The organism is Bradyrhizobium sp. MI1.7 (assembly GCF_055811795.1).
Map to the genome: position 1 here is coordinate 62,686 of NZ_JBVVPO010000039.1, position 10,847 is coordinate 73,532.

Annotated in this window: 13 protein-coding genes and 1 tRNA gene; 5 read left to right on the forward strand and 9 right to left on the reverse strand. The window is 65.0% G+C overall.

Annotation, left to right across the window (positions count from 1 at the left end; all coding sequences use genetic code 11):
* The first annotated feature begins 4 nt into the window (after positions 1-4).
* Positions 5-826 carry a DUF2182 domain-containing protein gene (locus AC0L3X_RS29530; protein WP_283016790.1) on the forward strand — a complete coding sequence of 274 codons (822 nt, stop codon included), beginning with the start codon at positions 5-7 and terminating at the stop codon, positions 824-826.
* A 155-nt stretch (positions 827-981) separates the two neighbouring features.
* Here AC0L3X_RS29530 and AC0L3X_RS29535 read toward each other — a convergent pair.
* Together AC0L3X_RS29535 and AC0L3X_RS29540 are read right to left on the reverse strand one after the other, a co-directional pair.
* Positions 982-1,066 (reverse strand) — tRNA-Leu (locus tag AC0L3X_RS29535).
* Between the two features lie 218 nt (positions 1,067-1,284).
* Positions 1,285-1,527 carry a FliM/FliN family flagellar motor switch protein gene (locus AC0L3X_RS29540; protein ID WP_015685538.1) on the reverse strand — a complete coding sequence of 81 codons (243 nt, stop codon included), beginning with the start codon at positions 1,525-1,527 and terminating at the stop codon, positions 1,285-1,287.
* 82 nt (positions 1,528-1,609) lie between these two features.
* Between AC0L3X_RS29540 and lipB the strand changes: the two genes are divergently transcribed.
* Together lipB and AC0L3X_RS29550 are read left to right on the forward strand one after the other, a co-directional pair.
* Positions 1,610-2,347: a lipoyl(octanoyl) transferase LipB gene (lipB, locus tag AC0L3X_RS29545; protein WP_283016791.1), complete on the forward strand. Its 738-nt coding sequence runs from the start codon at positions 1,610-1,612 to the stop codon at positions 2,345-2,347.
* A 199-nt stretch (positions 2,348-2,546) separates the two neighbouring features.
* Positions 2,547-3,260: a DNA helicase gene (locus AC0L3X_RS29550; RefSeq protein ID WP_283016792.1), complete on the forward strand. Its 714-nt coding sequence runs from the start codon at positions 2,547-2,549 to the stop codon at positions 3,258-3,260.
* Positions 3,261-3,305: 45 nt separating this feature from the next.
* On the opposite strand, the gene AC0L3X_RS29555 is transcribed toward AC0L3X_RS29550, so the two are convergent.
* On the reverse strand, positions 3,306-3,728 hold the full coding sequence (locus tag AC0L3X_RS29555; protein WP_208070100.1) for a tautomerase family protein: 423 nt from the start codon (positions 3,726-3,728) through the stop codon (positions 3,306-3,308).
* A gap of 113 nt (positions 3,729-3,841) precedes the next feature.
* Between AC0L3X_RS29555 and AC0L3X_RS29560 the strand changes: the two genes are divergently transcribed.
* Positions 3,842-4,693 carry a LysR family transcriptional regulator gene (locus AC0L3X_RS29560; RefSeq protein ID WP_283016793.1) on the forward strand — a complete coding sequence of 284 codons (852 nt, stop codon included), beginning with the start codon at positions 3,842-3,844 and terminating at the stop codon, positions 4,691-4,693.
* Here the strand turns inward: AC0L3X_RS29560 and AC0L3X_RS29565 are convergent.
* Genes AC0L3X_RS29565 through AC0L3X_RS29580 form a run of 4 tightly spaced genes read right to left on the reverse strand, consistent with a single transcriptional unit; the run spans position 4,690 to position 7,800 of the window.
* Complete coding sequence (locus tag AC0L3X_RS29565) at positions 4,690-5,118, reverse strand: hypothetical protein (RefSeq protein ID WP_166342223.1); 429 nt, start codon at positions 5,116-5,118, stop codon at positions 4,690-4,692. The genes AC0L3X_RS29560 and AC0L3X_RS29565 overlap by 4 nt on opposite strands.
* A gap of 9 nt (positions 5,119-5,127) precedes the next feature.
* Complete coding sequence (locus AC0L3X_RS29570; RefSeq protein WP_354131467.1) at positions 5,128-6,564, reverse strand: TIGR01777 family oxidoreductase; 1,437 nt, start codon at positions 6,562-6,564, stop codon at positions 5,128-5,130.
* Positions 6,561-7,226: a DUF4166 domain-containing protein gene (locus AC0L3X_RS29575; RefSeq protein WP_354113676.1), complete on the reverse strand. Its 666-nt coding sequence runs from the start codon at positions 7,224-7,226 to the stop codon at positions 6,561-6,563. Before AC0L3X_RS29575 ends, AC0L3X_RS29570 begins: the two co-directional genes overlap by 4 nt.
* 16 nt (positions 7,227-7,242) lie before the next feature.
* Positions 7,243-7,800, reverse strand: coding sequence for a GbsR/MarR family transcriptional regulator (locus AC0L3X_RS29580; protein WP_071912979.1), 558 nt, complete (start codon positions 7,798-7,800; stop codon positions 7,243-7,245).
* Positions 7,801-7,951: 151 nt separating this feature from the next.
* On the opposite strand from AC0L3X_RS29580, the gene AC0L3X_RS29585 reads away from it, so the two are divergent.
* A complete protein-coding gene (locus tag AC0L3X_RS29585; protein WP_354113677.1) occupies positions 7,952-9,472 on the forward strand; it encodes a PAS domain-containing sensor histidine kinase in 1,521 nt (506 codons plus the stop codon).
* Positions 9,473-9,539: 67 nt separating this feature from the next.
* Here AC0L3X_RS29585 and AC0L3X_RS29590 read toward each other — a convergent pair whose 3' ends face one another.
* Positions 9,540-9,839 (reverse strand): acylphosphatase, encoded by a 300-nt coding sequence (locus AC0L3X_RS29590; RefSeq protein ID WP_014494616.1) that lies wholly within the window; start codon positions 9,837-9,839, stop codon positions 9,540-9,542.
* A complete protein-coding gene (locus AC0L3X_RS29595; RefSeq protein WP_354131466.1) occupies positions 9,836-10,702 on the reverse strand; it encodes an isocitrate lyase/PEP mutase family protein in 867 nt (288 codons plus the stop codon). Before AC0L3X_RS29595 ends, AC0L3X_RS29590 begins: the two co-directional genes overlap by 4 nt.
* Positions 10,703-10,847 lie beyond the last annotated feature (145 nt).

A 10,847-nucleotide genomic window follows, 5' to 3' on the forward strand; every position in this document is an offset into this window, starting at 1 on the left:
GCAAATGACCGACGGCCCCCTGGAAACCGTGCTGCGGCGCGATCGCTGGATCGTCGGCGGCGCGATCGGGATCATTGTCGCACTGGCATGGGCCTATGTGCTCTGGCTCGCCAAGGACATGGACATGGGCGGCATGGACATGACCGGGTTCCGCATGATCCCGGCCGGGATCGGAATCATGTTGCCGGCGAGCGAGCCATGGCGAGCGATCGAGTTCGCGTATGTGTTGCTGATGTGGGTGGTGATGATGGTCGGGATGATGGCACCCTCGGCAGCACCCATGATCCTCATGTACGCCCGCGTGGGTCGACAGGGGAAAGCGCAGGGCAAGCCGTTCGCTGCGACCGGCTGGTTTGCGGCCGGTTATCTCCTCGCCTGGGGCGGCTTTTCGCTGGCAGCAACCCTACTCCAATGGGCGATCGAGCGGGCGGTCCTGCTGGATTCCCGGATGACGATCGCCAGCAATCTGCTCAGTGCAATCGTGCTGATCGCGGCGGGAGTCTATCAATGGACACCGCTCAAGGACGTCTGTCTCGCCCAATGCCAGTCGCCATTTCTGTTCCTGATGCGCCACGGCGGCTTTCGCGGCGACCTGCGAGGCTGCCTGCTGCTGGGGCTGCGGCACGGAGGCTATTGTGTCGGCTGCTGCTGGGTCTTGATGGCGCTTTTGTTCGTAGGCGGGGTGATGAACGTGCTTTGGATTGCGCTTTTGGCCCTGCTCGTCCTGTTGGAGAAACTTACGCCGATCGGACGATGGATCGCGCGCGCCGCCGGCATTGCGTGTGCGGCCGCCGGCGTCTGGCTACTGGTGTCGTTGCCGCGGTGATGAGCAACCTGCGTGATGTTCAGTACGCGTGCCCTGTTGCAAACGGCGATCACGCCGAGCCGCCAGCCTTACACTCGAACCGTCAGGCGGGGACTGCCGAACGGCGAAGACCTGGGCTGCCTGAGCCGGTCTCTCCATCGATCGGCTTTCGAGGTTGGTGCGCTCGGAGGGACTCGAACCCCCACGATTTTACTCACTGCCACCTCAAGGCAGCGCGTCTACCAATTCCGCCACGAGCGCTTTGGGGATGCCGGCTTAGGGCTTGAGGCCTGCCGGATCAACGGCGCCGATCTAACAAATCCATCAGAGGGGTACAAGCCTGCAAAGGCCCAGAATTCCACAAGCTTGGCAGGAAAAATCCGGACCCCTGCCCGGATCGGCCCTATCGAGGGCCCCGGCCCTGCCGGCTACCCCGGGCCGCTCCCGCGTGCCCGGGCCGTTACCGCGTGCCCGGGCCGCTATCGCGTGCCCGTCGTGCGCGGCAGCATCTGCTTGACCTCGACCGCGATCCGGTTGCGGTCGACCAGCACGACGCCGGAGGCGACCGGCAGATTGTTGGCGAGAACCTTGACCTCGTCGGCCTCGGTTGCGTCCAGTTCGATGATGGCGCCGCGGGAAAGACGTAATACTTGATGGATCGGCATGGTGGTCGTCCCGAGGACGACCATGAGATCCACGGTGACTTTATCGAGAGTGGGCACTGTCAGGACCGCCGCAACTTGGGACTTAAGCCAAAGGACTTGGCATTTGCTCCCCAGATGATCACCACGTTATGGTTAGCCAATGGTTAATTCGCCTCAAAACCCCCGCCAAGACCTCGATTTAACGTCGTTTTCCGCCTCCACCGGCGAGCCCGTGGAGTGGCGAATCTCGGACGCGCCGGTGCCCTATCCGGAGGCCGTGGCCGCCATGGAGGCGCGAGTCGCTCAGATCGCCGCCGGCGAGGCGCCCGAGCTGGTCTGGCTGCTCGAGCACCCCCCGCTCTACACCTCCGGCACCTCGGGCAAGGAAACCGACCTGCTCGATCCCCGCTTCCCGACCTTTGCCACTGGGCGCGGCGGGCAGCTGACCTATCACGGGCCCGGCCAGCGGGTGGCCTATGTCATGCTCGACCTCAAGCGGCGCAGGCCGGACGTCCGGGCCTATGTCGCGAGCCTGGAGGAATTGATCCTGCGGACGCTCGCCGCCTTCAACATCCGCGGCGAGCGGCGCGAGGACCGGGTCGGCGTCTGGGTGAAGCGCCCGGACAAGGGGCCCGAGCACGAGGACAAGATCGCGGCGATCGGCGTGCGGCTGAAGCGCTGGGTCTCGTTCCACGGCATCGCCATCAATGTCGAGCCGGAGCTGTCGCATTTCGCCGGCATCGTGCCCTGCGGCGTCGCCGACCCCCGCTACGGCGTCACCTCGCTGGTCGATCTCGGCCAGCTCGTGACCATGGCCGATGTCGACGTGGCGCTGCGCCAGGCGTTCGAGGAGCTGTTCGGACCAACCCGCGCGCTGGTGGCGGAAGCGGCCGTCTAACTTTTCCTGTTCGAGCCTGACCGGCGCATATTCTCCGCTTGTGGTGGAATCGGCTATGCTCGTTTCAGGTGCCGCCCACGCCTCCCCCCTCCGCCGGGAAAGCAGACATCATGCCGGGCGAATGATCGTCGGACCGACTGTTCGAGCGCCAGGCATAAGGAGGGATTGCGCTTTCTGCTCGCAATGGGAGGTTTTGACGATGAGACTCTCTGCGCCGATCTATCATCTGAAGCGACGAGCCAAGCGCCTGTCGCGCGAGGAAGGCATTCCGCTCCACGACGCGCTTGACCGCATCGCTGCGACGGAAGGGTTTTCCGCCTGGAGCATGCTCGCGGCAAAGGCCGCCGCACTGACGCCCGCCGATCGCCTGTTCCCGCAATTCCGCCCGGGTGATCTGGTGCTGGTGGGCGCGCGCCCCGGCCAGGGCAAGACGCTGATGAGCCTCGAATTGGCCGTCGAGGCCATGAAGTCGGGCCATCGCGCGGCGTTCTTCTCGCTCGAGTACACGCAGAATGATGTGCTGGATCGCCTGCGGGCGATCGGTGTGGCGCCGGCGCAGTTCGACAAACTGTTTGAGGTTGACTGCTCCGACGCCATCAGCGCCGACTACGTCGTCAAGCAGATGGCCGCGGCGCCTCGTGGCACGGTCGTGGTGATCGACTATCTGCAACTGCTCGACCAGAGGCGGGAAAATCCTGATCTCGCTGTTCAGGTGCGCGCACTGAAATCCTTCGCGCGCGATGCGGGGCTGATCGTCGTCTTCATCTCGCAGATCGATCGATCATATGATCCGTCGGTCAAGCCGTGCCCAGACCTCGACGATATCAGGCTGCCGAACCCGCTGGACCTCAAGCTGTTCGACAAGACGTGCTTCATCAACAACGCTGAAGTCCAGTTCCGAGCGGCGAGCTGACGGCTTCAGGCCGCGGGTGAGATTCTTCACCCGCGGCCAGCTACCTTACGCCGCCTGCAACGCAACTTCGAGCTTGCCGGCAATGTAGCGCCGCTCCTGGGTCAGGCCGCCAAAGCCGTAGGCGTCGCCCTTGACCTCGTCGACATGCAGGTAGGTCTCATGATGCAGCGGGCCCAAAATCTCGGCCATGCGCTTGAACATCGCGGCGAGATAGGCCGCCTTCTCGTCCTTGGTGTTGGTGCCTTCGCTGACATGGATGTCGATCCAGTAGCTCGCAAGCTTCTGTTCGGCGAGCGACTTGCCGCCGGCGAACCAGTCGCCTGCGTCGACCGATTTCACGATGATGGCGGTCACCCTGGGATCCTTGTGCAGGATCTTTGCGGTCAGCTCGGACACGGCGTTGGCGATATCGGCCTTCAGCGACGGCGACTGGCGGGAGGTGGTGTAGGACACGGTGATCAGGGGCATGGTGGTTCTCCTCAAGATGCTGCGCGGAGTTTGCGCGGCGTTGGTGAGAAGCTAGACCTTGCCCCGTCATTTTGGTATCTTATCTCTGTTGATACCAGTGATAACCATTCATAATGACAGCAACGCTCGACATCGCCACCATCAAGGCCTTCCTGCTGGTCGCCGACCTCCAGAGTTTTACGCGCGCCGCCGAAGCACTCGGCACGACGCAGGCCGCCGTCAGCCTGAAGCTTCAGCGGCTCGAGACATTGCTGGGAAAGCGCCTCGTCGAGCGCTCGCCGCGCGCGGTCCGGCTCACCGCCGACGGCGCCGCGTTCCTCGATCGCGCCCGCGCGCTGATGGAGGCGCATGACCGTGCACTGTCGGGCGAAACATCGACTGCGCAGTCGCTCTCGCTTGGCATCTCCGACCATGCCGCGGGCCCCGAGCTGGTGCCGCTGCTCGAACGCCTGCACGCGATGTCCTCAAGTCTCACCCTCGCCGTCACCATCGGCTTCTCACGCGAGATGCAGGACGCTTACGACGCAGGTCAGCTCGATGCCGTGATCGTCCGCCAGGAAGGCAGTCGCCGCGGCGGCGAGAAGCTGGCCGAAGACGAGTTCGGCTGGTTCGCCGCACGGCGCTTCACCCTGCCGAAGGGTGAGCCGCTGCCGCTCGCAACCCTCGCCCCGCCCTGCGGCGTCCGCGCCATCGCAGTGCGCGCGCTCGACAAGGCCGGCCTCGCCTGGCGCGAACGCTTTGTCGGCGGCGGCGTTACGGCGGTGGTCGCGGCCGCGCTTGCCGGCCTTGCGATTGCGCCGCTCGCGCGCCGGATCGCGCCTCCCGGGCTGGTCGACATCGGCCCCGCGCACAAGCTGCCGAAGCTCGGCAGCTCGAAGGTAATGCTGCATTCGAAGGTCAGCGATCCCGCCAAGCTCGCCGCGCTGCGTGCGGTGGCGGCGACGTTTCGGAGCGTGGCAGCCTAGCGCTCAGGCTGCCCCTCCTCGCCCGCATACTTGCCCGCGGCGAACCAATAGGCGATTCCCGCGAGAGCTCCGGCCAGTACAAAGAGCAGCCCCAACGGATGGTTGGCCCCAACGGTGATCCGCCAAATGAATGCACCGATCGCCGCACCGGCAGGAACGTAGAACAACACAGAGCGAATGCGGAGCGCTTCCCCGAACAAGATCACGAGTGCGGCCGGCATCCCACTAAGCAGGCAGACCAGGATCAAGATCAGCGGCAAGACAAACAAGACCAAGGTGATGATACCGCCGAGGTTCTCCTCAAGACCCCGGTACGGCAGGGACAGGATCATCGCGATGACCGGCAATGCCGCCAATGTCGTCGCTGCCGTCAAGCATCCCCGAAACCAACCGTTCACCACGCGCGGGCAGGTCTCGCAAGACATGACATCACCTCACAGGATCGCCTCGAACGCGCTGCGCAGCGTTTCGTGCCGAAAGACAAAACCGCGGCTCAGCGCCTTGTTGGGCAGCACACGCTGGCCACCGAGCAGGAGTTCGTCGGCAAAGCCGCCGCCGATCCGGCGCAACAACCCGCCGGGGATACGAAACACCGCGGGCCGGTGCAGACGACGGCCGAGCTCTTCGGTGAATTTTGCGTTGGTGACGGGGATCGGCGCGGTGGCGTTGACGGGCCCAGTGAGATCGGGCGTCGCCATCACATAGGCAATCAGCCGGATCAGATCGTCGCGCTCGATCCAGGACATCCACTGCCGCCCGGTGCCGAGCGGACCGCCGAGGCCGAACTCGAACGGCGTCAACATGCGCGTGATGAAGCCGCCTTCGGTGCCCAGCACGAGGCCGATGCGCAAACAGACCACTCGGACGCCGAGCTCCTCGGCCGGCCGCGCCGCCTTTTCCCACGCCGCGCACAGCTCGTGGCTGAAGCAGGCATGTGACTTCGCCGATTCCGTCAGCACCTGGTCGGCCCATAGGCCGTACCAGCCGATCGCAGAGCCGCTGACGAGGACCTCCGGCTTGCGCTCGAGCCGCGCGATCAGATTTACGACCTCGCCGGTCATGTCGATGCGGGAGCCGAGAATTTTCGCGCGCTTTGCCTCGGTCCAGAGGCCGTTGCCGATCGGCTCGCCAGCGAGATTGACGATGGCGTCGATTGGCGTGTCCGATGCGAGCTGATCGAGGCTGGTGATCAGCGTGACCGGCGGCGGCAGCATCTCGGCTTTCGCAGGGTTACGGATCAGCGCGATGACGTCGTGCCCTGCCCCGCTGAGGCTCGCGGCAAGGCGGCTGCCGATGAAGCCGGTGGCGCCAGTGATCAGCACGGTCTTGCGGCCGGGGACCTTCTCGACGAGCCCGTGCGCAGGCACGCTTTTCATGCGCCCGAGCCGGCGCATCGCCGCAAAGTCCCTGACGCCGCAGAGCGCTGCACCGACTGCGCAGGCAGTGGCGGCGATGCTGAGCAGGCCCTGATACACGACACTCACGCCGAACGGCTGCATCGCCCAATCGATCAGCACCGGCAGCAGCAGCACCAGGATGGCGCCATAGTTGATCGCAAGCAGCGTGTAGTTAATCCGCTCGCTCGGCGGCAGTTTGCGGCTCAGATCCTCCTCGACGAAATCCATCAGCGTAATGACGATCTCGGCGACCAGGACTGCCACGATCAGGATCGCCAGCACGCCGTAAACCTCCAACCAGCCGAGCAGCAGGAACAGCAGCGCATAGAGCATGTTGCGGATGCCGTGCAGCTTCAGCTCGAAACGCTGCGACGGGCGCCACGCCAGGCGCTCGGTGAATTCGTGGTGATAGAAAGTGTCGAACACGCCCATCACGATCTGGATGGCGATGAGGGTCCACAACAGCGGCGTCATGATACGGCCTCCCTGAAGACGGCGGACTGGTGGATCAGCGCGCCGTAACGCGGGTGAGTGACATCGAGGGTGAAACGAAAGGCGCCCTCGCCGAGATCGCTATGCGTCACCGTGAGATCGCCGGGCGTGAGCGATTGCGGCAGCGGGATCCACAAGCGTCCGAGCTGGAGTCCGTAACCGGCACTACGGAAGGTCAGCGCCTGTCCCTCGACCGCGATGCGGAGCGCCATCGAGACGCCGAAGCCGACATACTCTTCAAGCCCGGTCGGACCGGCGAAACGCTTGGCGGAATGGATCACTTGCGGAAAGCCGCGCTTGCGCGCGCAGATGCGGGTCCAGGTCTGGCCGCCGTTCGCGCCGTCCTCGGTGACGGTCACGATCATGGGGACGCCGGTGTCGCGGCCGGTCGGCAGCGGTCCGCCGATCAGGCGGGCGGCTTGCGCGAACCACCAGCCGATGTCGCTGAAGGAGACCTCGTCGACCACGCCGACATAAACGACACTGTCGCCGTCAGCGACCCGTTTCGAAAAGCGCCGCCAGGTCGCGAGCGGCAGCCGGCCCCAATCCTCGTCCGACAGCAACGCGCGGAAGCGGCGGTCGTCGAGTAGTTTGACGTGAGCTGAGGGAGATGCGCTGGAGCCTGATAATCGAGCCGACGTCATCGTACCCTCCTCAACGCTATTTGGCCTTGCCCAGCGGCAGCAGGTTGGCGATCTTCTCGCCAAGCCGCATCAAGGCGACCAGCCGCGGTCGCGGCACCTTCAGCATCTGCATGAACCAGTGGTCGGCGAGTTCGGTGAAGGCGAGCATCTCCTTCAGCCGTTTGGCTGCGACCGGATTGATGGTCGGATCATCTGCGGCATCGGACACGCAGGCCCTGAGCGCCGTGATCGCCGGATCGAGCTCTCGCTCCTTGCGCCGCGCCGCGATTCTCGCGGCGACCTCCCAGATGTCGGTCTCGGCCTCGTAATGGTCGCGGCGGTCACCGAGGATCGGCACCCGCCGGATCAGGTTCCAGGCGAGCAGCTCCTTCAGCGAGTTGGAGACGTTGGAGCGCGCCATGCCGAGCGTGTCGGCGATGTCCTCGGCCGTCATCGGCGCCTCGGCGAGATAAAGCAGCCCGTGGATCTGGCTGACCGAGCGGTTGACGCCCCACCCGTCCCCCATGTCGCCCCAATGCAGGATGAAGCGCTCGACGGCGGTGGGCAGTTTCTTCTTTCCGGTTATTTCTGTCATGACAGAAATATCTGACGAGCGCGACTGATTGTCAAGAGCGCTCGGCGGCTTGCGTCCTGTATACCGTCCGTCGTATTTGCCTAAAAACGGCCCAGAGAACGGGAACCAAACGCCCTTCGGGGCGTTTGCCCCGGTTCCAGGCGGGTTGAGAATGACGACAAAGTCCAGTCAACAGAGAGACTTGTTCGAAAGCGAGCGCAGTTTTCGGCTGTTGGTGGAAGGAGTCGCGGACTACGCGCTCTACATGCTCGATCCCACCGGGATCATCACGAGCTGGAACATCGGCGGCGAGCGGATCAAGGGCTATTCGCCCGAAGAGATCGTCGGCCAGCATTTCTCGCGCTTCTACACCGAGACCGACCGCGCCAACGGCAAGCCCGCCCGTGCCCTCGGCATCGCGCGGGACCACGGCCGCTACGAGGAGGAAGGCTGGCGCGTTCGCAAGGATGGCACGTTCTTCTGGGCGAGCGTCATCATCGATCCGATCTACGAGCACGGCAGCCTGGTCGGCTTCGCCAAGATCACCCGCGACATCACCGAGCGGCGCAATTCGCAGCTCAAGCTCGAAGCGATGCAGAGGCAGCTTGCCGAGTCGCAGAAGTTCGATGCGCTCGGGCAGCTCACCGGCGGCGTCGCGCACGACTTCAACAACCTCCTGATGATCATCAGCGGCAGCCTTCACATCCTCAAGAAGCGCGACGAGGACGAGGCCAAGATTCAGCGCGCGATGTCCGCGATCGAGACCGCAACCAAGCGCGGCGCCGCACTGACCGCCCAGCTCCTGACCTTCGCGCGGCGGCAGAGCGTCAATCCCCAGGCGATCCGCTTCGGCGACCGCATCGAGGCGATCCGCGAAGTGCTTCACGCCGGCGTCGGGAGCGCCGTTCGTCTCGCCTTCGACATCGACCGCGAGGTCTGGTCGGTCAAGGCCGATGTCTCCGAGCTCGAGACGGCGCTGCTCAATCTCGTCATCAACGCTCGCGACGCCATGCCCGACGGCGGTACCGTGACGGTCGGCGCACGCAACGTCGTCCTGAACGATCCGCTCCACAGCGGCGAGTACGTCGCCATCACCGTCGCCGATACCGGGCTTGGCATCCCCTCCGACGTCGTCAACAAGATCTTCGAACCGTTCTTCACGACCAAACCCGTCGGAAAAGGCACCGGCCTCGGCCTGTCGCAGGTGCACGGCTTCGCTCATCAGGCGGGCGGCACGGTCAGGGTCGCAAGCGAGCTCGGCAAGGGCACGACCTTCACCATCCTGCTGCCGCGCGAAACCGCGACCGCACCAATCGATATCCCTGAAGCAGTGCCGGTTCCCGGTAGCGGCACCGTGCTGCTGGTCGAGGACAATCCCGACGTCGCGCTCGTCAGCATCGGATTGCTGGAGCAGCTCGGCTATCGCGTGCACCGGGTTGCCGACGCCGAGTCCGCCTTGCGCGAGCTCGAGAAGAACGGCGTCGACTTCGTGTTCACCGACATCGTGATGCCCGGCAAGATGGACGGGCTCGGTCTCGCCCATCATCTGCGCCAGATCCACCCTGGCCTGCCGATCCTGCTCGCCACCGGCTACAGCGAAGCCGCCGCCGATGTCCGCGGCGACTTCCCGATCCTGCGCAAGCCCTACGAGATTCACGAGCTGAGCGAGGCGATCTCGAAGCTGCCGCGGTGATTTTTCACCTCTCTCCGTAAGAACGGGGCGAGGGAGCGCACCGCCCGCGCGGAAAGAGAATCCGCTCTCACACCGTCGGCAACACCGAAAACGCTTCCCCTGCCCTCCGCAGGTTCAACTCATCCGCACCGGCCGTCTCGCTGGTGACGCTGTCCACGCGCGAGGATGGCGGGCCGTGGCGGCACAGCGCGACCATGTCGGCGACATGCTTCGGCGTTCCCGCAAACAGCGCCTCCACGCTGCCATCGCGGCGGTTGCGAACCCAGCCTTCGAGGCCACTCGTTGTTGCCTGGTACTCGACCCAGGCCCTGTAGCCGACGCCCTGCACGCGGCCGCGGATCATGACCTGGAGGATCGCCCGGCTCATTTTTTCAGCCCGAGAAAGCCGGCGCTGCGTGCCTTGACGTCGGCCTCGCGCATCACGCGGCTGGTCAGGTCCGGCGACGGAAGTCCTGTGAGGTTCTTCGGCGGCGTGCCCTCGCGCAACGCTTTCTGCGTTTCGTAGACGGCCTGCGTGGCAGCCGCGATCGGCGCGTGGCCCTGAAGCGCGATGCGGACGCGCTGGCTGGCGAGATAGTCAATCGCGTTCAACTCGTCCGGCGCACCGCCGAGCACGATCGGCAGGCGCGTAGCGGCGACAATCGCCTCGAGCTCGGCGCGCGACTTGATGCCGGTGAAGAAAAGCGCGTCCACGCCGGTCGCCTCATAGGCCCTGGCCCGGCGGATCGCATCCTCGATCGAGGTGACCGAGGCAGCTCCAGTGCGGCCCATGATGACGAGCGAGGGATCGCCGCGGCCATCCAGCGCCGCCTTCATCTTGCCGACGCCTTCTTCCAGCGAGATCAGCTGTGTCTTGGCCTCGCCAAAGGCGGCCGGCAATAGCGTGTCCTCGATGGTGAGGCCGGCGGCGCCCGCGGTCTCCAGCTCCTGCACCGTGCGGCGCACGTTGAGCGCATTGCCATAGCCGTGATCGGCATCGACCAGCACCGGCAGCGTCGCCGCGCGCGACATCCGCCGCATCTGCTCGGCAAGCTCGGTGAGCGTGATCAGCGTGACATCGGGGTCGCCGAGCACCGCGAGCGAGGCCACCGAGCCGCCGAACATGCCGAGCGGAAAGCCGAGATCCTCGGTGATACGGATGGAGATCGCGTCATAGACCGAGCCGGGATGAACGCAGGTCGAGCCCGTCAGGATCGAACGCAGTTTTTCTCGGCGGGAACGAAAGGCCATGGTGCCCTCTCAACTGTTGCGACGCAGCCGCAACATACTCCGTCATTGCGAGCGCAGCGAAGCAATCCAGAATCTTTCCGCAGAGGCAGTCTGGTTTTTTTTGCGGGGGGCGGCAATGACGGGTTTGTGGGGGGCCTGGGGGGCC

Excerpts from the sequence above, each read along its gene's own strand:
- AC0L3X_RS29595 (WP_354131466.1), bottom strand. The coding sequence starts at position 10,702 with ATGGCCTTTCGTTCCCGCCGAGAAAAACTGCGTTCGATCCTGACGGGC.
- AC0L3X_RS29570 (WP_354131467.1), bottom strand. The coding sequence starts at position 6,564 with ATGACGCCGCTGTTGTGGACCCTCATCGCCATCCAGATCGTGATGGGC.
- AC0L3X_RS29575 (WP_354113676.1), bottom strand. The coding sequence starts at position 7,226 with ATGACGTCGGCTCGATTATCAGGCTCCAGCGCATCTCCCTCAGCTCAC.
- AC0L3X_RS29560 (WP_283016793.1), top strand. The coding sequence starts at position 3,842 with ATGACAGCAACGCTCGACATCGCCACCATCAAGGCCTTCCTGCTGGTC.
- AC0L3X_RS29565 (WP_166342223.1), bottom strand. The coding sequence starts at position 5,118 with ATGTCTTGCGAGACCTGCCCGCGCGTGGTGAACGGTTGGTTTCGGGGA.
- AC0L3X_RS29550 (WP_283016792.1), top strand. The coding sequence starts at position 2,547 with ATGAGACTCTCTGCGCCGATCTATCATCTGAAGCGACGAGCCAAGCGC.
- AC0L3X_RS29585 (WP_354113677.1), top strand. The coding sequence starts at position 7,952 with ATGACGACAAAGTCCAGTCAACAGAGAGACTTGTTCGAAAGCGAGCGC.
- AC0L3X_RS29580 (WP_071912979.1), bottom strand. The coding sequence starts at position 7,800 with ATGACAGAAATAACCGGAAAGAAGAAACTGCCCACCGCCGTCGAGCGC.
- AC0L3X_RS29530 (WP_283016790.1), top strand. The coding sequence starts at position 5 with ATGACCGACGGCCCCCTGGAAACCGTGCTGCGGCGCGATCGCTGGATC.
- lipB (WP_283016791.1), top strand. The coding sequence starts at position 1,610 with ATGGTTAATTCGCCTCAAAACCCCCGCCAAGACCTCGATTTAACGTCG.
- AC0L3X_RS29590 (WP_014494616.1), bottom strand. The coding sequence starts at position 9,839 with ATGAGCCGGGCGATCCTCCAGGTCATGATCCGCGGCCGCGTGCAGGGC.
- AC0L3X_RS29555 (WP_208070100.1), bottom strand. The coding sequence starts at position 3,728 with ATGCCCCTGATCACCGTGTCCTACACCACCTCCCGCCAGTCGCCGTCG.